This is a genomic window from Paenarthrobacter sp. GQ52, from assembly GCF_059759005.1.
On record NZ_JCAXEJ010000016.1, the window covers coordinates 73,154 to 96,828 of the forward strand.

A 23,675-nucleotide genomic window follows, 5' to 3' on the forward strand; every position below is an offset into this window, starting at 1 on the left:
GCCAGATCCTCCATTGCCGCTACCTGTTCTTTTTCGGCTCGTCACCGTGGGTTTCGCGAAGTTCCTCACCGCGGCGAACTACTTCTTCTTCCTTCTCCTGCATCTTGTCGCTCTTCTTGGTATCGCGCGGCGGAAGCTGGATGCTTTCTTCGGCCTCAATGCCGCCCTGCAGTTGGCGTCCGCGTTCCATCTCGGCGTCGAACTCTGCACCGAACAGTAGGGACATGTTCAGGATCCAGAGCCACAGCAGCATGATGATGACCCCTGCCAGGGCGCCGTACGTCTTGTTGTAGTTGCTGAAGTTGGCAACGTAGAAGCCGAAGCCCAGCGATGCCAGTGCGAAAATCACCAGGGCGATCAGGGAGCCCATGCTCATCCAACGGAACTTGGGCTGCTTGACGTTGGGAGTGAAGTAGTAGAGCACCGCGATGATCGCGACCACGATAATGATGAGGACCGGCCACTTGGCGATGTTCCAAACGGTGAGGGCGGTCTCCGACAACCCGATGGCGCCTCCGATAGCCTCGGCCACGGGGCCGCTGAGGACCAGCATGGCTGCGGCGATGGCTGCACCGACGACGGCAACGATAGTGACGGCGAGCATCGTGCCGCGCAGTTTGACGAAGCCGCGGCCCTCGTCCACTTCATACACCCGGTTCATGGCCCGGCTGAAAGCTGTGGTGTAGCCGGAGGCCGACCAAAGCGCCACCAGAATACCGAAAACCAACGCCAGCCCTGCCGTGTTGGACTGCGTGAGTTCCTCGATCGGCTGGCGCATGGCGTCAACGCCCTGCCCCGGCGCGAACTGTTGGACAATGTCCAGCAGCGCCGATGTTGTGCGTCCGGCGTCGCCAAAGATGCCAATCAGCGAAACCAGGGCCAGGAGCGCGGGAAACAGCGAGAGGACAGCGTAGTAGGTCAGACCTGCCGCCGCATCCGGACACTGATCCTTGGTGAACTCCCGCAACGTCCTCTTGGCAACGTACATCCACGTGGGCTTCACCAGGTCATTGGGACTGTCCGGCTTGCGTGAGTCCTCGGGGGACGGAGCACTCTGCGCCTTGGCTGTGCTGGTGTGGGCTGAGTCTTGTGTAGTCATGGGGCACTCGTCCGTTTGGGTATTTTGCGCGAACAACTGACCCATCAATAGTAAGCATGCTGATGATTCATTCGGAAGAACCCACGCCGGTTAATCCACGCCGATCAGGACCTTCGGCCCCGGAAGATTATCGCGGACCGCATTGGACTGGCCTAAGCCAGCTTGCTCGCCAGCAGGAACTCGAACGGCGACTCAATCACTGACCGGATCACTTGGCCGGCAGCGCCAAGGAGCGTTCCGGAATGTTCAAGGGCAGACACTGTCAGGTTGCCCGGATCCAGCAGACCCGGCGCGTAGCGCTCCAAACTGCTGAGCAGCGCCGGCCTGAGCCATTCCGCAAGCACGGCAAAGTGCCCGCCGAGGACTACGGCTTCAATATCCATCAACCGGGCAGACGAGGCGAGCGCGACGCCCAAGTACCTCCCGGCGTCGTGAACCGCCCGCGTGGCCCGCGGTTCCCGGGCAGCCAAGGCCGCCAGCAGCAGTTCCGTACGCCCACCCAGCGATCCTTCGGGGATGCCGGCCGCCTCGAAAATGGCTTCCTGGCCGGCAAAGGTTTCCAAGCACCCCGCCCCACCGCAGGAGCAAGCAGGCCCGTCAGGGTGGACGACGATGTGGCCAAGTTCGCCGGCTGATCCGCCAGGTCCGGTGTAAAGTTCCGAACCGATAATGACGCCCCCGCCAACACCCACCTCCCCCGAAACATAGAGGAAGTCCGGCCGACCTGCGCCATACCAAAGCTCTCCGAGTGCTGCACTGTTGGCCTCGTTGGACAACCTGACGCCAAGCGGTGCGCCTTCCAGCAGGTCCTGCGGATTCAGCGCTTCGTGCTCCCAGTGCAGGTTTGGAGCGGACAACACAAGGTTGCGCTGCTCATCCACCAAACCCGGAACCGCCAGCCCGCCGCCGAGGATCGAGATGTCCGCAGCGGCCGCAGCGGCTATTGCTTCGTCGGCCAGGCAACCCAGGCGTTCCATGACCTTTTCAGGCGCCAGGCCCCGGTTTCGCGATTCAACAGTCGAGTGGAATCGGAGATTTCCTCCCAGGTCCACGAGGCCCACGGCCAAGTAGTCCACGTTGATCTCCATGCCCACTACGCCACGGCGGGCGCTGAGTTCCAAGCCCTGGCCGGGCCGTCCCCGCTCCCCGTCCCGGTAAAGGCCCACTTCCGAGACCAGCCCGGACTCAACGAGGTCGGCGACCAGGCTGGAAACCGCCGCTTTGGTCAGTCCGGTTCCCGCGGCCAACTGCGCGCGGCTGGGCTTGCCTTCTCCTGTTCGGGCAATGGAGTCCATCACCAATGAAAGATTTCGACGGCGGACGTCACCTACGCGTCCGGGTGCGGTCTGCTCATTCACTGGCGCGGGACCTCCTTACAGATTCTAAGAAATTTTTGCCGGCTTCCATTGACCATGATCCATCATCCACCATATAGTTCAGATTGAAAACTAATTGGAGTGCTTTTCTTCAAGTTCTTCCCCAGTGCTTTGCAAAGGAGCAAAATGACCCCGCAGCCCACCCCGCAGGACCGCTTCACCTTTGGCCTTTGGACCGTTGGATGGACCGGCGCCGATCCGTTCGGCGTCGCCACCCGTCCCGCCCTGGATCCGGTGGAAGCTGTTCACAAGCTCAGCGAGCTTGGCGCCTATGGCATCACGTTCCACGACAATGACTTGATTCCCTTTGATGCCACGGCGTCCGAGCGGGACCTGATCCTGAAGAACTTCAAGGCAGCCTTGGCAGAGACCGGCCTGAAAACGCCTATGGTCACCACCAACCTGTTCAGCCACCCGGTGTTCAAGGATGGCGGGTTCACCTCGAACGACCGGTCCATCCGCCGCTTTGCATTGAGCAAGATCCTCCGGAACATTGACCTTGCTGCGGAACTGGGTGCCGAGACCTTCGTGATGTGGGGCGGCCGCGAAGGCAGCGAATATGACGGTTCCAAGGATCTTTCCGCAGCACTGGATCGCATGAAGGAAGGCGTGGACACCGCAGCCGGGTACATCAAAGAGAAGGGCTACGGCCTTCGGATTGCCTTGGAGCCCAAGCCAAACGAACCCCGCGGCGACATCTTCCTGCCCACCGTCGGCCACGGCCTGGCGTTCATCGCGCAGCTGGAACACGGCGACATCGTGGGCCTTAACCCGGAAACAGGCCACGAGCAGATGGCCGGCCTGAACTTCACGCACGGCATCGCCCAGGCCCTGTGGGCGGGCAAGCTCTTCCACATCGATCTCAACGGCCAGCGCGGCATTAAGTACGATCAGGACCTTGTCTTCGGCCACGGCGACCTCACCAGCGCTTTCTTCACCGTGGACCTTCTGGAGAACGGCTTCCCCAATGGCGGTCCGAAGTACGACGGTCCGCGCCACTTCGACTACAAGCCGTCACGTACCGATGGTTACGACGGCGTCTGGGAATCAGCCAAGTCCAACATGTCCATGTACCTCCTGCTGAAGGAACGCGCCCTGGCCTTCCGCGCAGACCCGGACGTCCAGGAAGCACTCACCACGTCAGGCGTCTTCGAATTAGGCGAGGCGACGCTGAACGCTGGCGAGACCACCGCAGACCTGCTGGCTGACGCCAGCGCGTTCGACACGTTCGACGCCGATAAGGCCGCCGAGCGCTCATTCGCCTTCGTCCGCCTCAACCAGCTGGCCATCGAGCACCTGCTCGGCTCCCGCTAGGTCACTCCCACCCACCGTCATCCCGCCGCCGGGCTCCCCAAGGTCTCTCCTTACAGGGGTCCTTGACGCCCGGCGGCGGTCCCCATAAGGAATGAGCGCATGCCTCTCGTAGCCGGGATCGACAGCTCCACCCAGTCCTGCAAAGTGGTCATCCGGGATTCAGCCACTGGCGCCTTGGTACGTCACGGGCGGGCCTCCCACCCGGAGGGCACCGAAGTTCACCCGGACCATTGGTGGTCAGCCCTCCAGGAAGCAATCGCACAGGCAGGCGGTTTGGATGACGTCGACGCCGTGTCTGTTGGCGGTCAGCAACACGGCATGGTGTGTCTCGATGAGTCCGGAGGCGTTGTCAGACCCGCATTGTTGTGGAATGACACCCGCTCGGCCCCGGACGCGGAAGCGCTGATCCTTGACGCCGGCGATGGCGATGCCACGGCAGGCGCGTCCTACTGGGCATCGCACACCGGAACCGTCCCGGTGGCATCGCTGACGGCCACCAAGCTTCGATGGTTGGCCCGAAACGAACCCGCTAACGCCCAACGGACAGCAGCGGTTTGCCTACCCCACGATTGGCTGTCCTGGCGGTTGGCCGGACACGGGCCCGGAAGTGGGCCGGCCGCCTTGGATCTCCTCCGCACAGACCGTTCGGATGCTTCCGGCACGGGCTACTACTCTGCCAGCAGCGGCGGATACCTTCCAGAAGTCCTCAACAACACGCTCGGCCACGTTCCCGTGTTGCCCGTTGTCGCCGGGCCGTTGGAGGCCGCGGGAAAGACCCCCGGCGGGGCACTCATCGGGCCCGGTGCAGGCGACAATGCAGCAGCAGGTCTGGGAGTAAGTGCGAGTGTCGGGGACGTAGTGATTTCAATTGGAACGTCGGGGACAGTCTTCGCGGTTTCAGATGTCCCGGCGCTTGATGCAAGCGGGCTCGTGGCAGGCTTCGCGGACGCTACCGGCAACTACCTGCCGTTGGCCTGCACGCTCAATGCGACGAGAATCTTCGATGCCACAGCTGCACTACTGGGCATCACCCTGCCGGAGCTCGGCGACTTGGCACTCTCTGCTCCGGAGGGCGCCGGAGGGCTGACCCTCGTCCCATACTTCGAGGGCGAACGAACCCCTAATTTGCCGGAAGCCACCGGCTCCCTCCACGGCATCACCGTTTCCAATTACACTCCCGCCAACATGGCACGGGCCGCTGTAGAGGGTGTGTTGTGTTCGCTGGCCGACGGGCTGGCCGCCTTGCAGGAACAGGGGGTCTCCGCCCAGCGCATCATCCTGGTGGGTGGGGGTGCGCAATCGACTGCGGTCCAGCAGATCGCCGCTGCAGCCTTCGGTGTGCCGGTGTTCGTCCCCGAACCAAGAGAATACGTGGCAGACGGCGCGGCCCGGCAAGCTGCAGGCGTTCTGACAGGGAGCTTGCCGGAATGGCCACTCGAGGGAACAGAGGTTGTTCGCGGAAATATCGCCGAGAGTCCCGAATTCCTGACGAGGTACCGCCACTACGCTGCCAAGGTGGCCAAAAGCTGATCGACGTCGCGGGTGCTCTATCGTGACAGGGTGAGCACTGAAGAAACCGCACCGCCCCGGCCTCCTGTCATGGAGGACGTTGCCCGAGTGGCAGGTGTCTCCCACCAGACCGTCTCCCGGGTGTTGAACAACCACCCCAATGTGAGCTCCAAGACCCGCGAGCGCGTGGAGCAGGCCATCACAGAGCTGGGGTACCGTCGGAACACCGCCGCACGAAGCCTGGTAACACGGCGATCCCAGACCATTGGCGTACTCGGCAGCGAAATGGCGCAGTACGGGCCATCGCACACGCTCCTCGGAGTCCAGCAGGCGGCGAGGGAGGCGGGCTATTTCGTCAGCGTCGCAGCCCTGCGCGAAGTGACGCCGGAGACCATTAAGGACGCCATGGCGCACTTCATGGACCAAGGCGTCGACGGCGTCGTAGTAACGGTGCCCCACCCGGGGACCTTTGATGTCCTCAAAGACATCACCGCCCAAGTCCCCATGGTCGCTGTGGGATCCATCGGCGACGAACACCTCACGGGTGCCACTGTGGACCAGCGGCAAGGCGCGCGTCTCGCCGTCGAGCATCTCTTGGAACTGGGGCACCAACGGATCGGACACTTATCCGGGCCCTCCGATTGGATTGACGCCGCTGCCCGTATCGAGGGTTGGCGGGATGCCCTAACAGACGCCGGGATTGAACCTATGACGCTCATCGAGGGCGACTGGAGCGCCGAATGCGGCTACCGCGAAGGCTTGAAAATCGCCGCCGACCGCTCCGTATCGGCTCTCTTTGTCGCAAATGACCAAATGGCCCTCGGCGTTCTCCGAGCGTTCCATGAACTCGGCGTCCAGGTACCGGAGGACATCAGCGTGGTGGGCTTCGACGACCAACCGGAGTCGGCATACTTCATCCCGCCGTTGACAACGGTGGCCCAGGACTTCGAGGAGCTCGGCCAGCGCTGCATCGCCTTGCTACTGGACCGGCTGGAGAGCGGCACCACCGGCACGCCTGCCACGGTGGCGCCCCGGCTGGTAGTCCGCTCCACCACGGCTCCCGCCTCCAACTAGGTCGCAGCAGTGCGCGTTCTGAGCGCTCAAAACGACGTCTGCTGCTACCTACTTGGGTGCGCCTTCGCCTGACCTCCGCCATGAGCACCTGTTCCACATGGTCCCCTCTTGACATCAAAGTTGTGAGCGCTAACAATTGCATCAGACCTTCTTCACTTTTCCACCCCGACCCCCGGCAATGAGGCCTTGGCCAGCCGGATGGAGACCCCATGAATACCTTTGAAAATCTCCCGCTGGACGAGCAGTTCGTTGTCGGCGTGGACTATGGCACTTTGTCCGGCCGCGCCGTCGTCGTGCGCGTTTCGGACGGAGCAGAACTCGGCAGCGGCGTGTTCGAGTATCCGCACGCCGTCGTGACGGAAAAACTCCCGGGTACCGGCCAGCGCCTCCCAGCCGACTGGGCCCTCCAGGTGCCCAATGACTATCGCGACGTCCTGCGCAATGCGGTACCGGCCGCCGTCGCCGATGCCGGAATCAACCCGGCAAACGTGGTGGGCATCGCCACCGACTTCACCGCGTGCACCATGGTTCCGACGACGGCGGACGGCACGCCGCTGAACGAACTGGAACGCTTCGCCGACCGGCCGCACGCGTTCGTCAAACTGTGGCGCCACCACGCGGCCCAGCCGCAGGCGGACCGCATCAACCAGCTCGCTGAAGAACGCAGCGAGTCCTGGCTTCCCCGCTATGGCGGCCTGATCTCCTCCGAATGGGAATTCGCCAAAGGGCTGCAGCTCCTCGAGGAAGATCCCGAAGTCTACGGCGCCATGGATCACTGGGTTGAGGCCGCGGACTGGATTGTTTGGCAGCTTTGCGGCAGCTACGTCCGCAACGCCTGCACGGCTGGCTACAAGGGCATTTACCAGGATGGAAAGTACCCCTCCGAGGACTTCCTGGCTGCCCTCAATCCTGATTTCAAGGACTTTGTCAGCAGCAAACTCGAACACACCATCGGCCGCTTGGGCGACGCCGCCGGTTACCTCACCGAAGAAGCCGCGGCTTGGACCGGGCTTCCGGCGGGAATCGCCGTGGCAGTAGGCAACGTGGACGCCCACGTCAGCGCGCCGGCCGCGAACGCTGTTGAACCAGGCCAGCTCGTAGCGATCATGGGCACTTCCACCTGCCACGTAATGAACGGGGACGTTCTCCGCGAAGTCCCCGGCATGTGCGGAGTCGTCGACGGCGGCATCGTGGACGGCTTGTGGGGCTACGAAGCAGGCCAGTCCGGAGTTGGCGACATTTTCGGTTGGTTCACCAAGAACGGGGTCCCGCCGGAATACCACCAGGCCGCCAAAGATCAAGGCCTGGGCATCCACGAATACCTCACCGGACTCGCAGAAAAGCAGGCCATCGGCGAGCACGGACTGATCGCCCTGGACTGGCATTCCGGCAACCGATCAGTGCTGGTTGACCACGAACTTTCCGGCGTGGTGGTGGGCCAGACCTTGGCCACCAAACCCGAGGACACATACCGGGCTCTGCTGGAAGCCACGGCTTTCGGGACCCGCACCATCGTGGATGCGTTCCGCGATTCGGGTGTTCCCGTCAGGGAATTCATCGTGGCCGGTGGTCTCCTGAAGAACAAGTTCCTGATGCAGGTCTACGCTGACATCACTGGCCTACAGCTTTCCACCATCGGATCCGAGCAGGGTCCCGCCCTGGGCTCGGCAATCCACGCCGCTGTTGCTGCCGGGAAGTACAAGGACATTCGTGAAGCAGCCGCCGCCATGGCAGCTGCACCCGGCGCCGTTTACACTCCCATCCCCGAAAACGTGGCCGCCTACGAGGTCCTCTTCCAGGAATACAAAGCTCTCCACGACTACTTCGGCCGCGGCACCAACAACGTCATGCACCGCCTCAAGGCCATCCAGCGCGCCGCGATCCAGGGTTCAGCACAACAGGGTTCAGCACAACAAGGCCAGGCCACCCAGTCCGGCACCTTGGAAGGAGCCACAGCATGAGCACCCTTCTGGAAACAATCGCGAAGGTCCGCAAGGAAGTCTGCGAGCTGCACGCCGAACTGACCCGGTACGAACTTGTGGTTTGGACCGCCGGCAACGTTTCGGGTCGGATCCCGGGACATGACCTCATGGTCATCAAGCCATCGGGCGTCTCCTATGACAACCTGACGCCCGAGCTGATGGTGGTCACCGACCTCTATGGCACACCTGTGAGGGGCATCAACACCGGAAGCGCCGGGACCGTGGACTGGGGCAACCCGGACCTCTCCCCGTCATCGGATACCGCCGCGCACGCGTACGTCTACCGCCACATGCCGGAGGTGGGTGGCGTGGTCCACACGCACTCCACCTACGCAACGGCCTGGGCTGCCCGCGGCGAGGAAATCCCCTGCGTGCTGACCATGATGGGCGACGAATTCGGGGGGCCCATTCCGGTGGGACCGTTCGCGTTGATCGGTGACGATTCCATCGGGCAGGGCATCGTGGAGACGCTCAAAAACTCCAACTCTCCCGCGGTGCTCATGCAGAACCATGGCCCCTTCACCATCGGCAAATCCGCCCGCGACGCCGTCAAGGCTGCGGTCATGTGCGAGGAAGTGGCCAGGACAGTCCACATTTCCCGACAACTCGGCGAGCCGCTGCCCATCGACCAAGCCAAGATTGAGTCCCTCTACGACCGATACCAGAACGTTTACGGCCGCTAAAGCGCCGCCGCTAAACCATTCGGACCACCACACTCCAGGAGCACCCCATGCCTACCGCCGTCAATACTTCCGCTAACAACACTTCCCTCGACCAGTACGAGGTCTGGTTCCTCACGGGCAGCCAGCACCTCTACGGCGAGGACGTCCTCAAGCAGGTCGCAGCGCAGTCGCAGGAGATTGCCAACGTCCTCAATGCCAACAGCAACGTTCCGGTCAAGCTCGTGTGGAAGCCCGTCCTCACCGATTCCGACGCCATCCGTCGCACCGCGCTGGAAGCCAATTCAGACGATTCCGTGATCGGCGTGACCGCCTGGATGCACACGTTCAGCCCCGCCAAGATGTGGATCCAAGGCCTGGATGCCCTCCGCAAGCCCCTGCTTCACCTGCACACACAGGCTAACCGGGACCTTCCCTGGGCTGACATCGATTTCGACTTCATGAACCTCAATCAGGCAGCCCACGGCGACCGCGAGTTCGGATATATCCAGTCGCGCCTCGGCGTGCCGCGGAAGACCGTCGTCGGGCATGTCAGCAACCCTGAGGTTGCCCGCCAGGTTGGTGCGTGGCAGCGCGCCTCGGCCGGATGGGCCGCCGTCCGCACGCTGAAGTTGACCCGCTTCGGCGACAACATGCGCAACGTCGCCGTCACCGAAGGCGACAAGACCGAAGCCGAGCTCCGCTTCGGCGTCTCCGTGAACACGTGGTCCGTCAACGAGCTCGCCGACGCCGTCCACGGCGCAGCAGAGTCCGACGTCGACGCTTTGGTTGCAGAGTACGAGCGCCTTTACGACGTGGTTGACGAACTCAAAGCAGGCGGCGACCGTCACGAGTCGCTGCGTTACAGCGCCAGGATCGAGCTGGGTCTCCGCAGCTTTCTGGAAGCCAACGGCTCCGCAGCCTTCACCACCTCTTTCGAGGATTTGGGGGCGCTGCGTCAACTGCCGGGAATGGCCGTCCAGCGCCTCATGGCCGACGGTTACGGCTTCGGCGCCGAGGGCGACTGGAAGACCGCGATCCTGGTCCGCGCCGCCAAGGTGATGGGCGGCGACCTGCCCGGTGGCGCGTCACTCATGGAGGACTACACGTACCACCTTGAGCCCGGCTCCGAGAAGATCCTGGGCGCGCACATGCTGGAGGTCTGCCCGTCGCTCACCGCCAAAAAGCCGCGTGTTGAGATCCACCCGCTGGGCATCGGCGGCAAGGAAGACCCTGTCCGCATGGTGTTCGACACCGACGCGGGCCCCGGCATCGTCGTGGCGTTGTCCGATATGCGCGATCGGTTCCGCTTGGTGGCCAACGTGGTGGACGTCGTCGATCTCGACCAGCCACTCCCCAACCTGCCCGTAGCCCGCGCACTCTGGGAGCCAAAGCCCAACTTCGCTACCTCGGCCGCAGCGTGGCTCACCGCCGGCGCCGCGCACCACACGGTATTGTCCACGCAGGTGGGCCTGGACGTATTCGAGGACTTCGCCGAAATCGCCAAGACCGAACTCCTCACCATCGACGAAGGCACCACCATCAAACAGTTCAAGAAAGAACTTAACTGGAACGCCGCGTACTACAAGCTGGCCGGCGGCCTGTGAGCACCGAATTCACCCTGAGTGCGGGCGGCTACACCGCCGTCGTGACCGCCCGCGCGGCTGCGCTGCGCGTCCTGCAATTTGAAGGCCGGGACCTCGTGGTCCCGTTTCCGGAGGGCGGCCCGATCCCTGACTACCGTGGCGTTATTGCCGCGCCGTGGCCCAACAGGATCGCGGACGGCGCGTACAGCTTGGACGGCGTCGAGCACCAGCTTCCTATCAACGAACCGGAGCGGGCTACTGCGCTGCACGGGCTTGCGTTCCCGCTCGATTGGGCCCTGAAAGAGTCCGACGCCGGCTCGCTCACATTGACGTGCACGGTAGGGCCCACGCCGGGATACCCGTTCGTGCTGGAGCTTTCGGCCCGATTCATGCTGGACGACGCCGGACTTCATACGTCCGTCACAGCAGTCAATGCGGCGGACGTCGCCGCCCCTTACGGCGTGTGCCCGCACCCTTACCTTGTGGCCGGCACATCACCGCTGGATGAGTGGGTTCTCGAGTTCGCCGCCGACTCTTACCTGGAGGTCACGCCGGACCGGCTGCTGCCCTTGGGTGTCGTCGGCGTGGAAGGACACGAGTTCGACTTCCGCTCAGCCCGCGCCATCGGCAGCACCGAAATCGACCATGCCTTCACAGGAATAGCGTTCGACGGCGGGCTGGCGCGGCTGTCGCTACGCGACCCTGCGGGCACCGGCGTCGGAATGTCCTGGGACGAAAGCTGCCCATGGCTGCAGATCCATACGGCTGACAAGCCGGCACCCGTCCCGGGCCGAATCGGACTGGCTGTGGAGCCCATGACGTGCCCGCCGGATGCCTTCAACAGCGGCACGGACCTGATCCGGCTGGAACCCGGCACCCAACACACGGCGTCCTGGAGCATCTACGCCCTGTAGCTCCCCAACTGGGTCGCAGTAGTGCGCGTTTTGACCGCCCAAAACGCGCACTAATGCGACCTACTTGGGTGCGCCGGCGGTGCTTTGGCGGACCACCAGCTCGGGGGTGAACACCACGGACCGGTGTTTGGTTCCGCCACTCTCTTGCTCCTCGGCGAGCAACTCAATCGCCGTCCGGCCGAGCGCCTCGGTGGGCTGTCGGATGGACGACAGCGGCACCACTGCGGAGATGGCGAAATCGATGTCGTCGTACCCAATGAGGGCGATGTCCTCCGGAATACGAACGGTTCGCAGCATCGTCAGGGATTGCATGACTCCGAGGGCCAGGAGGTCGTTGGAGCAGAAGACGGCTTCGGGCCGCTCTTCCGGGGAGCGTTCCACCAAGCTGTTGCCCACTTTGCGGCCGGTCAGGACGGTCTGCCCCACTGAGTCGAGCACCTCGATGGTGGCATCCGATACTTCACTGACAGCGCGCTGCGCGCCCTTGAGTCGGCTGGCTACCTGGCGGATGGAGGGCGTGCCAACAAAAGCCAGACGACGGCGGCCCAGGTCCAGCAGGTGCTTGGCGGCCAAGTAGCCGCCTTCCTCGTCATCCACGGAGACCGAGCTGCAACGATCGGTGTCTGCGAGTTCATCCACCAGGACTGTTGGGACTCCTCGTTCGCGCAGGGTATCGATCCGCTGACCCACGTCACCCACCGGCGAAATCAGCAGGCCTTGGACACGCTGTTCTTGGAACAGATCCATGTAGTGGGCTTCGCGCGAAGCATCCTGGCCGCTATCCCCCACCAGGACGACACTGCCCAAAGTCGCCGCCGCATCTTCCGCCGCACGGGCCACGGAGGAGAAGAAAGGGTTTCCAACGTCGAGCACGATCAAGCCGATGGTCCTGCTTTGGCCGGCGCGGAGCTGGCGGGCGGCGTCGTTGCGGACAAAGCCAAGTTCAGCGATGGATTTCAGGACACGTTCCTTGGTCCTCTGCGAAACCCGATCCGGATAGTTCAGCACATTGGAAACAGTTCCCACTGCTACCTGGGCGTGGGTTGCAACGTCTTTGATGCTGGCTGTCTGGGACATGCTTTCCGATCTCCGCTGGCTGACGTCAATGTGTTGGAAACGCCTTGACACCCTCCCGTTTACGAGGGTAATTTGAATCGTAACAAATGAAACGATTCAAAGACGAGTGATCCTGGAGATCCGCACATGAGGGTTTGTTTCCGCTCTTCAGTCCAGCCGGAACTGATGGCCGAGTACAAGCAGCGCCACGCCGCCGTATGGCCGGAGATGCTGTCCGCACTGAAAAACGCAGGGTGGAACAACTACTCACTCTTCCTTGCTCCGGACGGCCAATTGATCGGCTATCTGGAATGCGAAGACTACGAGGCAGCCCAGGCCCGCATGGCCGTGACTGAGGTCAATGCCCGCTGGCAAGCCGAGATGGCCACCCTCTTCGCAGACAGCGACGTCCCTCCGGACCAGGGCTTCGAGGTCATCGAGGAAGTCTTCAACCTTGAAGACCAGCTTGCCGCGGCGGGTGTCGTCAAAGATGCCACCAGCGCCGCGCACATAGATAAAGACTCCGCCCACGATTATCAAAAGGAACAAGCATGAACACCACAGAATCGGCCCTGGGCCGTCTAGGGGAACTGGCCATTGAAGTGCCGTCCTGGGCCTACGGAAATTCCGGGACCCGATTCAAGGTCTTCGGCACTCCGGGTACTCCGCGCACCGTTCAGGAAAAGATCGCCGACGCCGCCAAGGTCCACGAGCTGACGGGCCTGGCCCCCACCGTGGCGCTGCACATTCCGTGGGACAAGGTGGATGACTACGCCGCCCTGCGCGAGTACGCCACCGGCTTGGGCGTTGGGCTGGGCACGATTAACTCCAACACTTTCCAGGATGACGAGTACAAGTTCGGCTCCCTGACCTCGTCCAATGAGTCCGTGCGGCGCCGCGCGATCGATCACCATTTGGAGTGCATCGAGATCATGCACGCCACTGGTTCCAAGGACTTGAAGATCTGGCTGGCCGACGGCACCAACTACCCGGGCCAGGACGATATCCGCGGCCGCCAAGACCGCTTGGCAGAGTCCCTCCAGGAGATCTACGCGGGCCTCGGCGACGAGCAGCGCCTGGTCCTGGAGTACAAGTTCTTCGAGCCGGCTTTCTATCACACCGATGTTCCGGACTGGGGTACTTCCTACGCGCAGACCCTTGCCCTGGGCGAGAAGGCGTTCGTCTGCCTGGACACCGGCCACCACGCCCCGGGTACCAACATCGAGTTCATCGTCATGCAGCTCCTGCGCCTGGGCAAGCTGGGTTCCTTCGACTTCAATTCCCGTTTCTACGCGGATGATGACCTGATTGTTGGCGCGGCTGATCCGTTCCAGTTGTTCCGGATCATGCACGAGGTCATCCGTGGTGGCGGTTTCGGAAAGGATTCCGGCGTCGCGCTGATGCTGGACCAGTGCCACAACCTTGAAGAGAAGATCCCGGGCCAGATCCGCTCGGTCCTCAACGTCCAGGAAATGACCGCCCGCGCCCTGCTCGTGGACACCGCCGCGTTGACCGAAGCCCAGCGCGCCGGGGATGTCCTGGCCGCCAACGGCATCTTCAACGATGCCTTCTACACCGACGTCCGCCCGGTCCTGGCCGAGTGGCGCGAATCCCGCGGCCTGCCCGCCGACCCGATGGCCGCCTACAAGGCCAGCGGTTACCAGAAGAAGATCAATGAGGACCGCGCAGGCGGCCAGCAAGCCGGATGGGGCGCTTAAAAAGATGAGCACTGTTGAAGAACTGATCAACCGTTCCAACCGCCTCGGAGCGGACAAACGGAACACCAACTTCGCGGGCGGCAACACCTCCGCCAAGGGCATGGAGAAGGACCCTGTCACAGGCCAGGACGTTGAGCTCCTCTGGGTCAAGGGCTCCGGTGGCGATCTCGGCACACTGAAGGCTGAGAACCTTGCAGTTCTCCGGCTGGACCGGCTGCAGGCACTCAAGTCCGTTTACCCCGGCGTCGAGCGTGAAGACGAAATGGTGGCCGCGTTCGATTACTGCCTGCACGGCAAGGGCGGCGCAGCGCCGTCGATCGATACCGCCATGCATGGCCTGGTGGACGCCGCCCATGTGGACCACCTGCACCCGGATTCCGGCATCGCGATTGCTACCGCCGTGGACGGCGAGGCACTGACCTCCAAGGTCTTCGGCGACAAGGTTGTTTGGGTGCCTTGGCGCCGCCCTGGCTTCCAGCTGGGCTTGGACATCGCCGCGATCAAGGAAGCCAACCCCCAGGCCATCGGCACCATCCTGGGCGGCCACGGCATCACCGCGTGGGGCGCCACGTCCGAAGAGGCCGAGGCCAACTCGCTCTGGATCATTGACCAGGCCGAGAACTACATCAAGGAAAACGGCAAGTCCGAGCCCTTCGGCGCCACCCTCCCCGGCTACAGCGCCCTCCCGGAGGCAGAGCGCAAGGCCAAGGCCGCTGCCCTCGCACCGGTGATCCGCGGCCTGGCCTCCACGGACAAGCCGCAGCTGGGGCACTTCAGCGATGACGCCGTCGTTCTTGAATTCCTTGAGTCCGAAGAGCACCCGCGGCTCGGCGCGCTGGGCACCTCCTGCCCGGACCACTTCCTGCGCACCAAGGTCAAGCCGCTGGTCCTGGACTTGCCGGCCGACGCCTCGATCGAAGACTCCGTGGCCCGCCTCAAGGAACTCCACGCGGCCTACCGCGAGGATTACCAGGCGTACTACGACCGTCATGCTGACGAGAACAGCCCGGCATTGCGCGGCGCGGACCCGGCCATCGTGCTGGTTCCCGGCGTTGGCATGTTCTCTTTCGGCAAGGACAAGCAGACCGCACGCGTGGCCGGCGAGTTCTACATCAACGCCATTAACGTGATGCGCGGCGCCGAGGCCATTTCCACCTACGCCCCGATCGAGGAATCCGAGAAGTTCCGCATCGAGTACTGGGCGCTGGAAGAAGCCAAGCTCGCCCGCATGCCCAAGCCCAAGTCCCACGCCACGCGCATCGCGTTGGTGACCGGTGCGGCGTCGGGCATCGGCAAGGCGATCGCCACCCGTTTGGCGTCCGACGGCGCGTGCGTAGTGATTGCCGACCTGAACCTTGAGAACGCGCAAAAGGTGGCCGAGGAACTGGGTGGTTCCGACGTCGCCATCGGCGTCCAGGCGGACGTGACCGACGAAGCCCAGATCGCCGCCGCCATCCAGGAAGCCGTACTCGCCTTCGGCGGCCTGGACCTGGTGATCAACAACGCCGGACTGTCCATCTCCAAGCCCCTGCTCGAAACCACGGAAAAGGACTGGGACCTGCAGCACAACGTCATGGCCAAGGGCTCGTTCCTGGTGTCCAAGGCCGCAGCCAAGGTGATGATCGATCAGGGCCTGGGCGGAGACATCATCTACATCTCCTCCAAGAACTCCGTGTTCGCGGGCCCGAACAACATCGCCTATTCGGCCACCAAGGCGGACCAGGCGCATCAGGTCCGACTGCTCGCCGCTGAACTGGGCGAGCACGGTGTCCGCGTCAACGGCATCAACCCCGACGGCGTGGTCCGCGGCTCCGGCATCTTCGCCGGGGGCTGGGGCGCCAAGCGCGCCGCGGTCTACGGTGTGGACGAGCAGGAACTGGGCAAGTACTACGCCCAGCGCACGCTCCTGAAGCGCGAAGTCCTCCCGGAACACGTGGCCAACGCCGCATCCGTGCTCACCAGCAACGAGCTGTCCCACACCACCGGCCTCCACATCCCCGTGGACGCCGGCGTTGCGGCAGCATTCCTGCGCTAGGACTCATAGTGAACAACGGAACCACCGCGAGCACCGCCCCGGCACACGCCGGGGCGGTGTCCGCTCCCGCAGTGTTCGCCGCAATCGACATCGGCGCCTCCTCCGGCCGCGTCATGCTGGGCCGCGTTTCCACCGCGTCCGGGGTGTCTCTGGAGACCATTCACCGTTTCCCCAACGGGGTGGTGGAGCTCGACGGCGGCCTCCGCTGGGACTTCGATGCCCTGTTCGCTGAGGTGCTCAAGGGCCTGGCGGCGGCCGCTGCCGTGGCACGTGGGAACGGCGAGCGCATCGTCAGCATCGGCATCGATACGTGGGCTGTCGACTACGGCCTCGTGGACAAAGCCGGCGCGCTCACCGCGCAACCGTACAGCTACCGGGACGAACGGAGCCGCGCCACTGTGGAGCGGGTCCATGCGGTCATTTCGCCGGAGAAGTTGTATGCCACTACTGGCTTGCAGTACTTGCAGTTCAACACGGTGTACCAACTGGCGGCAGAGCCGAACCTGGACGGGGTGCAGGCTCTCCTGATCCCGGACCTGATCGCCTTCCTGCTGACCGGTGAGCGCCGGACCGAGGCCACGAACGCCTCCACCACCGGGCTCTTCGACGCCGTTTCGGGCCAGTGGGCCACGGAGTTCCTGGATGCTCTCGGCTTGCCCCGGAACATCTTCCCGCCGCTCGTCCAGCCCGGTGAAACCGTGGGCACCCTGCTGTCCGCGGTCCTTGAGCAAACGGGGCTGCCTGCGGACACTACGGTGGTGGCAGCTGGGTCGCATGACACTGCTTCGGCGGTCGCCGCCGTCCCCGCTGATCAGGAAGACTTTGCATACATCTCCTCAGGGACCTGGTCCCTTGTGGGCGTGGAGTTGGACGCCCCGGTGCTCACCGAAGCGAGCCGCAAGGCCAACTTCACCAACGAACGCGGCGTGGACGGCACCATCCGCTACCTCCGCAACGTGGGTGGCCTGTGGCTGTTGAGCGAATGCCAGCGTACGTGGGCTGCCCAGGGATTCAGCCAGTCGCTCCCGGCTTTGCTTGACTCAGCTGCTGCGCTCCCTGCCGGAGGTCCGCAGATCAACCCGGACGATCCTGCCTTCACGGCCCCTGACAACATGCCGGACCGTATCCGCGCAGCCGTGCGCAACACCGGCGCGGTGCTCCCGGACCGGCCTGCCGCCGTCGTGCGTTGCATTATGGATAGCCTCGCTGCCGGGTATGCCCGGACGCTGGCCGACGCCGAACGGCTCACCGGCCACAGCACCAGCGTGGTGCACATCGTGGGTGGCGGTTCGCAGAACCGGCTTTTGTGCCAACTAACCGCTGATGCGACCGGCAAGCCCGTGATCGCCGGACCCGTTGAGGCAACTGCGCAGGGCAACGTCCTGGTCCAGGCGCGCGCTGCCGGGGCGGTGACCGGTGGGCTGGCCGAACTGCGTGCGCTGGTGGTGGCAGGAACCGCACTGGAACACTACGTGCCGGCGGCCGCCCTGCAGTCCAGCCGTTCGTGACCGTGTTTGGACGGGGAATGGCCCGGGAGTCTGGTACGTCACAGCGCCGGATGAGGGTGCCGCGCTAAACTGGTCGCATTATGATCCGCACAATGTTCAAGTCCAAGATCCACCGCGCAACGGTGACCCACGCCGACCTTCACTACGTCGGTTCCGTTACTGTCGACCTGGACCTTCTGGACGCAGCCGACATCCTTCCCGGTGAGCTCGTCTCCATTGTGGATGTGACCAATGGCGCCCGGCTGGAAACGTACACGATTGCGGGCGAGCGCGGTTCCGGCGTGATCGGGATCAACGGCGCGGCAGCCCACATGGTCCACGTTGGCGATACCGTCATCCTCATCACCTACGCGGAGATGACCACGGAAGAGGCACGGACCTACGAGCCCCGCGTTGTCCACGTGGGCACGGACAACAAGATCCTGCAGCTCGGCAACGACCCCGCCGAGGGCCACACCCCCGGGCTCATGCGCCCGCCGCACGCGCTCAGGAACGCAGCGCACCTCAGCTAAGGCTCCACAGCAACGTTCGACGTCGGCACTCAGGTGAGTGCCGACGTCGGGCGCGTTTCGGGTCCGTATGACGGAACTCTCCCGAGAAAGCGCTTACTCAGATCTCATTTGTGGCTAAGCTGTCATTCGTGACCCAACCAGCTTCCGCCCGCACAGCGCCATGATCGGCGTCCTGTCCGGGTTCTTCGTGGTGTGGGCCATCATCCTGGTGGGCATGTTTGTTGGTCGGCGGAACATCCTGGGCGAGAACGCCCGGTCCGTCCTGAGTTCGCTGACGTTCTTCGTGGCGAGCCCTGCCCTGCTGTTCGAGACCTTGAGCAAGGCCAAACTGCACGACGTTTTTGCCGCTCCCCTACTGGTCACGGCAGTAGGCGCCGTGGCGACGGGTCTGCTGTTCTTCCTGATCGCAAAGTTCTGGCTCAAGCGCGCCATGCCGGAAGCGCTGATGTCCTCCATGAGTGCATCCCTGGCCAACTCAGCCAACCTAGGCATCCCCATCGCCGTGTTTGTCCTGGGCGATGCGAGTTATGTGGCTCCGTTGTTGATCTTCCAACTGGCGTTCTTCACGCCCATGTACCTGATGGCCCTCGACGCCAGCACCAGCACCCACCGCACCACTTTCCTCCGCTTCCTGCTGATGATCGTGAAGAACCCCATGATCGTGGGCTCGGCGCTTGGCCTCCTGGTAGCGGGCACCGGTTTCCAGGTCCCGACGCTGATTCTTGAGCCGATCCACCTCATTGGCGGTGCCGCGATTCCGGCCATGCTGATGTCCTTCGGCATGAGCCTGAACGGATCAAAGCCACTGCAAAAAGCCGCGGGCCGCAGGTTGGATACTTTGCTGGCCAGCGGGTTCAAGCTCATTGTCCACCCGTTGATCGCGTACCTGTTCGCGCGCTTCGCGCTGGGCATGGAAGGGCACGCGCTGTTTGCCGTGGTGGTTACCTCCGCCCTGCCGACAGCACAGAACGTCTTCGTGGCGGCGAACCGCTACCAAGCGGGAATCACCGTGGCCAAGGACACCGTGCTCATCACCACCATCGTGGCGGTGCCGGCCATGATCGCCGTGGCCCTGCTGCTCGCGTAGCCGCACCGATTCCCCAACTGAGTCGCAATTGTGCGCGTTTTCAGCGCTCAAAACGCGCTCTGCTGCGACTTACTTGGGTTATTCCACGTCCGCGCTGGCCAAGTAGTAATCCAGAAGCTGCGCGCAGCGAATGAAGCCCAGGTGCGAGTATGCCTGCGGATGGTTACCCAGGTGAGTTTCCGTGCCGGGATCGTACTCCTCCGGCAGCAAGCCCGTCGGTCCGAACAATGCCACCAACTGATTGAACAGCTCCAGGGCATCATCCAGGCGGCCAACGGCAAGGTACGCCTCGATCAGCCAGGTAGTGCAGATGTGGAAGCCGCCCTCCAAACCCGGCAGCCCGTCGTCGTACCTGTACCGGAAAACGGTGGGCCCCACACGCAACTCGCGTTCAACGGCTGTGACAGTGTCCAGGAACCGCTGGTCCTGAACATCCAGCAAGCCGGAAAGGCCTATGTGAAGCACGGCGGCGTCTAGGTCAGGGCTGTCGTAAGCCACCGTGTAGGACATTGCCGACGAATCCCAGCCCTCGCGCAGGACTTCCTCGCGGATGGTTTCGGCAGTGGGAGCCCAATCAGCGTGGGGTGGGCGCCCGTGCAAAGCGGCAGCCCGGAGGGCCCTGTCCAGCGTGACCCAACACATCACTTTGGTGTACACGTGGTGCCTCGGGGGCCTGCGGGCTTCCCAAATCCCGTGGTCGGGCTCGTGCCAACGGGCAAGCACCGCATGTGCCATCTGTTCCATCAGGTACCAGTGTTCATCGGGCAGGAATCCACGCCGCTCGGCAAGATCCTGGATCAGCTCGGCAATGGGCCCGAACACGTCCAACTGCACCTGATGATCTGCCGCGTTGCCGATCCGGACGGGTCGCGAACCCGCATAACCGGGAAGGCTTTCCACGATTGCCTCCGTGGAGAGCGGCGCCCCGGTCACCGAATAGAGAGGATGCAGCCACTCGGGCCCTGGAGCATTCTTGAGGATACGGTCCAGCCAAGCCAGGAACCCATCGGCTTCCAGGGTGGAGCCCAACGACACCAGCGCATTCACGGTCATTGATCCGTCACGCAGCCAGCAATACCGGTAATCCCAGTTACGGGTCCCGCCGATGCCCTCAGGCAGCGACGTGGTGGGCGCGGCCAGCACTGCACCGGTGGGCTCGTGGACGAGCGACTTCAGCACCAAGGCTGAGCGGCGCACCAATGAAGTTTTGATGGTGGGCAGCTGCAGTGCCTTGATCCACTCCCGGGAAGACCGCCCGACGCCGGCACGTCGGTTTGGCTCCCCCGCAGGGTCCGCGGGCAGCGGCTCAGTGTCACCGCAGCGAAGGTTCAGCACCACAGGACCGTGATGGAGGGGAACTTCAGCGGTGGCAGTGGCATATTTGCCGTCGCTGCTGATCCGGAATTGAACCCCTGGTGCGGACAGGATGATCGGATCCGAAGTACCCATGATGTGGACTTCGTCGCCCCGGATCTCCATGCTGAAGGGCGCGTTGGCGTAGTCCGGCCGGGGCGCAAACACTACGCGCGCAGTGCCCGTCCCGGAGAGGACGCGCACCAAACTGGTGATGCCTTCCGGCGCTGGCTCCAAGTAGTCGGTCACCGTGACATCGGCCCAGCGCGTCTCAACGATCATGGTGTTGTCCACATATCGCTGCGCCAGTACCGGCGACGCCTTCACGGGTTCGATGCTGAAGTGCCCAGCTGGCTCACCCCCAAGAATGTGGGCAAATATTGACCCGGAGTCCGGCAAGGGGTGGCTCATCCAGCAGACCTTCGCGTCCGGCGTGAGCAACGCCGTTGAGGTTCCATTGCCAATCATCGAATGCCGTTCCAGCCCCACAGCATCCTCGCCGAACAGCCAGGCCCGCCGCAGTTCGAACAGCAAAGCCAGCACGTGCGCAAAGGATTCCGGATCCGGGATGGTGTGGGCCGCCGTCGTATCTCCCGGTCCGACGTGCAATCCGAGGTCAGGCCCGCGCAGGGTTGCGATCGCTTTTTCGTCGCTCTCGGCATCGCCGGCATACAGCGCAGCACTTACCCCAAGCCGCGCCCGGAGCTGCTCCAGCGCCTGGCCTTTGGCTGGTTCCTCCACAGTCAAATCCAGCACCGTTCCATCGATGATGAAATACAGCCCGAACTCGATGGCGATCTTCTGCGAAACGAAAATCACCCGCTCCACCACCTCGGGCGTCGCCGGCCGGGTGTGCACGGCAACCCCAACGGGCTTTCGGACAATACTGATGCCCTTCTCGAAAGCAACGGCTTCGGTCAGCGCCGTGGCCACCTGCTGAAGCAATTGCTCCGTGGCGAGCGACAGTGTGTAGGCGTAGCCCATGTCGAACTCCATGCCATGGGAACCCACCAGATGGACCTCGGCCGGGAGCCGGGAAACTGCTGCCAGATCCCGCAGTGAGCGTCCGGAGATGATGGCAGTGTGCGTGTTGGGCAAGGCGGCAAGCGCACGGAGCGCCACGGCGGCGCTATCCAGCGGCAGTGTTTCCGTCGACACGCCCTCAGCGGAGCAGAGCGTCCCGCCATAATTGCACGCCACCAGCAGTCCGGGAACCCTGGCCAGTGCCCTAAGCTCCGCGAAGAGCTGCGGCGTGATGCCGTTCTCCACGTCAGACTGGAGGACAGAGCGAAGGAGGCCAAGCGGGAGCGATTTCATGAGCAGCGCCGAGTCGGCTACTGCCTGGTTCAGGTGCGTAGGCATGGCGAATCCTTCCGAAGCGGATAGCTACAGTTTCCGCCCGGACGGTTTCACTTGACTACCTAGTAGATTGCAATTAAGTAAAGCTTTTCCTTGGATTTATGCGGCGAGGTCCCGCACTCGCTTTTCCGGAGCGAGGCGGGACCTGATGCAACCACTAAGCCGCGAACGTGTCCGCGATGTCCAGGACCTCGTCCAGAATGGCCAGGCCCGTCCGGGCATCCTCAACGCTGATATTGCACGGCGGAACCACATGGATACGGTTGAAGTTGGCGAACGGGATGAGTCCACGTGACTTGCAGGCTGCCACGAGTTGGTTCATCTCGGTGCTGGAAGAACCGTACGGAGCCAAGGGTTCACGGGTGGCACGGTCCTTGACCAACTCGATGGCCCAGAAGACACCCCGGCCCCGCACTTCGCCCACGGACTGGTGACGTTCGGCGAATCCGGCGAGCGCCGGCCCGATCACGTCAGTGCCGAGGCTCGCTGCGTGCTGCACCATCCCTTCGCGTTCCATGGCATTGATGGTGGCTACGGCGGCCGCCGTAGCCAGCGGGTGCCCGGAGTAGGTCAGTCCGCCCGGGTAGGCGCGGGTACCAAAAGTAGCTGCGATTTCCGGACTAATTGCTACGCCACCGAGGGGAACGTAGCCGGAGTTCACGCCTTTGGCGAAGGTGATCAGATCCGGGACAACGTCAAAATGCTCGACGGCGAACCACTTGCCTGTGCGTCCGAAGCCAGCCATGACCTCATCGGCTATGGAGACGATGCCGTACTTGGTGCACAGCTCCCGAACGCCTTGCATGTATCCGGCCGGAGGAACGTAGATGCCCGCCGTTCCGGGGATGCTCTCCAGCATGATCGCAGCGATGCTGGACGGACCTTCGAACTCGATGAGCTGTTCCAGGTGCTCCAATGCCCTCTGGGCTTCCTCTTCCTCGGTGGTGGAGTGGAACGCCGTGCGGTAGAGGTATGGCGGGAAGAAGTGAATGGTGCCCGCGGAGCCGTTGTCACTGGCCCATCTCCGTGGATCACCGGTGATATTGACTGCCAATTGCGTTCCGCCATGGTACGAGCGGTAGGCGGAAAGGACCTTATGGCGGCCAGTGTGCAGCCTGGCCATTCGGACGGCGTGCTCATTGGCATCTGCCCCGCCGTTGGTGAAGAAGATCCTGTCCAACTCCCCCGGGGTCCGCTCGGCGATCAGCCGTGCGGCTTCGGATCGGGCGTCGTTCACATAGCTGGGAGCAATGGTGCACAGTTTTGCTGCCTGCGCGGCGATCGCCGCGACTACGGCCGGGTGCTGGTGTCCGATGTTGGTGTTGACCAGCTGCGAAGAGAAGTCCAGGTACTTGTTGCCCTCTCCGTCCCAGAGGTGTGAGCCCTCTGCTGCGCTGATGACCATGGGGTCCAGCGTGTCCTGCGCAGACCAGGAGTGGAAGACGTGCTTGCGGTCCAGGTCGTAGGCGCGTTGGGCTGCCTCGCGGTCCGTTTGTGTTGGTTCAAGGGTGGCGGTCATGGTGGCTGTCCTGAC

18 protein-coding genes are annotated in these 23,675 nt (G+C 63.5%); 13 read left to right on the forward strand and 5 right to left on the reverse strand.

The features are described 5' to 3' along the window. Positions 1 to 19: 19 nt before the first annotated feature. The gene (locus AC6CH8_RS17800; protein WP_498191694.1) at positions 20 to 1,099 is read right to left on the reverse strand and encodes a YihY/virulence factor BrkB family protein; all 1,080 of its coding nucleotides are present in this window, start codon (positions 1,097 to 1,099) and stop codon (positions 20 to 22) included. Between the two features lie 152 nt (positions 1,100 to 1,251). Then, on the reverse strand, positions 1,252 to 2,457 hold the full coding sequence (locus AC6CH8_RS17805) for an ROK family transcriptional regulator (RefSeq protein WP_498191695.1): 1,206 nt from the start codon (positions 2,455 to 2,457) through the stop codon (positions 1,252 to 1,254). Positions 2,458 to 2,601: 144 nt separating this feature from the next. Between AC6CH8_RS17805 and xylA the strand changes: the two genes are divergently transcribed. The 7 genes from xylA (at position 2,602) to AC6CH8_RS17840 (ending at position 11,513) form a co-directional block, all read left to right on the forward strand. Further along, complete coding sequence (gene xylA, locus AC6CH8_RS17810) at positions 2,602 to 3,789, forward strand: xylose isomerase (RefSeq protein ID WP_420179199.1); 1,188 nt, start codon at positions 2,602 to 2,604, stop codon at positions 3,787 to 3,789. A 99-nt stretch (positions 3,790 to 3,888) separates the two neighbouring features. After that, entirely contained in the window at positions 3,889 to 5,319 is a 1,431-nt protein-coding gene (locus AC6CH8_RS17815) for a xylulokinase (protein WP_498191696.1), read from the forward strand. Positions 5,320 to 5,388: 69 nt separating this feature from the next. Beyond that, entirely contained in the window at positions 5,389 to 6,372 is a 984-nt protein-coding gene (locus AC6CH8_RS17820; RefSeq protein WP_091469784.1) for a LacI family DNA-binding transcriptional regulator, read from the forward strand. A 209-nt stretch (positions 6,373 to 6,581) separates the two neighbouring features. Next, a complete protein-coding gene (gene araB / locus AC6CH8_RS17825) occupies positions 6,582 to 8,333 on the forward strand; it encodes a ribulokinase (RefSeq protein ID WP_498191697.1) in 1,752 nt (583 codons plus the stop codon). Next, positions 8,330 to 9,037 carry an L-ribulose-5-phosphate 4-epimerase gene (locus AC6CH8_RS17830; protein ID WP_178995765.1) on the forward strand — a complete coding sequence of 236 codons (708 nt, stop codon included), beginning with the start codon at positions 8,330 to 8,332 and terminating at the stop codon, positions 9,035 to 9,037. The genes araB and AC6CH8_RS17830 overlap by 4 nt, the downstream gene beginning before the upstream one ends. A gap of 47 nt (positions 9,038 to 9,084) precedes the next feature. Continuing rightward, positions 9,085 to 10,620 carry an L-arabinose isomerase gene (araA, locus tag AC6CH8_RS17835; protein ID WP_091469776.1) on the forward strand — a complete coding sequence of 512 codons (1,536 nt, stop codon included), beginning with the start codon at positions 9,085 to 9,087 and terminating at the stop codon, positions 10,618 to 10,620. Further along, a complete protein-coding gene (locus AC6CH8_RS17840) occupies positions 10,617 to 11,513 on the forward strand; it encodes an aldose 1-epimerase family protein (protein ID WP_498191698.1) in 897 nt (298 codons plus the stop codon). Before araA ends, AC6CH8_RS17840 begins: the two co-directional genes overlap by 4 nt. Before the next feature lie 60 nt (positions 11,514 to 11,573). On the opposite strand, the gene AC6CH8_RS17845 is transcribed toward AC6CH8_RS17840, so the two are convergent. Further along, entirely contained in the window at positions 11,574 to 12,590 is a 1,017-nt protein-coding gene (locus AC6CH8_RS17845) for a LacI family DNA-binding transcriptional regulator (RefSeq protein WP_498191699.1), read from the reverse strand. A gap of 126 nt (positions 12,591 to 12,716) precedes the next feature. On the opposite strand from AC6CH8_RS17845, the gene AC6CH8_RS17850 reads away from it, so the two are divergent. The 6 genes from AC6CH8_RS17850 (at position 12,717) to AC6CH8_RS17875 (ending at position 19,429) form a co-directional block, all read left to right on the forward strand. Continuing rightward, a complete protein-coding gene (locus AC6CH8_RS17850; RefSeq protein ID WP_420179205.1) occupies positions 12,717 to 13,124 on the forward strand; it encodes an L-rhamnose mutarotase in 408 nt (135 codons plus the stop codon). Then, positions 13,121 to 14,287: an L-rhamnose isomerase gene (gene rhaI, locus AC6CH8_RS17855; protein ID WP_091469766.1), complete on the forward strand. Its 1,167-nt coding sequence runs from the start codon at positions 13,121 to 13,123 to the stop codon at positions 14,285 to 14,287. The genes AC6CH8_RS17850 and rhaI overlap by 4 nt, the downstream gene beginning before the upstream one ends. A gap of 4 nt (positions 14,288 to 14,291) precedes the next feature. Next, on the forward strand, positions 14,292 to 16,322 hold the full coding sequence (locus AC6CH8_RS17860) for a bifunctional aldolase/short-chain dehydrogenase (protein WP_498191700.1): 2,031 nt from the start codon (positions 14,292 to 14,294) through the stop codon (positions 16,320 to 16,322). 8 nt (positions 16,323 to 16,330) lie between these two features. Next, a complete protein-coding gene (locus tag AC6CH8_RS17865; RefSeq protein WP_498191701.1) occupies positions 16,331 to 17,830 on the forward strand; it encodes a rhamnulokinase in 1,500 nt (499 codons plus the stop codon). 80 nt (positions 17,831 to 17,910) lie between these two features. Then, on the forward strand, positions 17,911 to 18,342 hold the full coding sequence (gene panD, locus AC6CH8_RS17870) for an aspartate 1-decarboxylase (RefSeq protein ID WP_498191702.1): 432 nt from the start codon (positions 17,911 to 17,913) through the stop codon (positions 18,340 to 18,342). Between the two features lie 160 nt (positions 18,343 to 18,502). Beyond that, positions 18,503 to 19,429: an AEC family transporter gene (locus AC6CH8_RS17875; protein WP_498191703.1), complete on the forward strand. Its 927-nt coding sequence runs from the start codon at positions 18,503 to 18,505 to the stop codon at positions 19,427 to 19,429. A 78-nt stretch (positions 19,430 to 19,507) separates the two neighbouring features. Here AC6CH8_RS17875 and AC6CH8_RS17880 read toward each other — a convergent pair whose 3' ends face one another. Beyond that, a complete protein-coding gene (locus AC6CH8_RS17880; protein ID WP_498191704.1) occupies positions 19,508 to 22,144 on the reverse strand; it encodes a trehalase-like domain-containing protein in 2,637 nt (878 codons plus the stop codon). A 154-nt stretch (positions 22,145 to 22,298) separates the two neighbouring features. Then, positions 22,299 to 23,660, reverse strand: coding sequence for an aspartate aminotransferase family protein (locus tag AC6CH8_RS17885; protein WP_498191705.1), 1,362 nt, complete (start codon positions 23,658 to 23,660; stop codon positions 22,299 to 22,301). Positions 23,661 to 23,675: the final 15 nt, after the last annotated feature.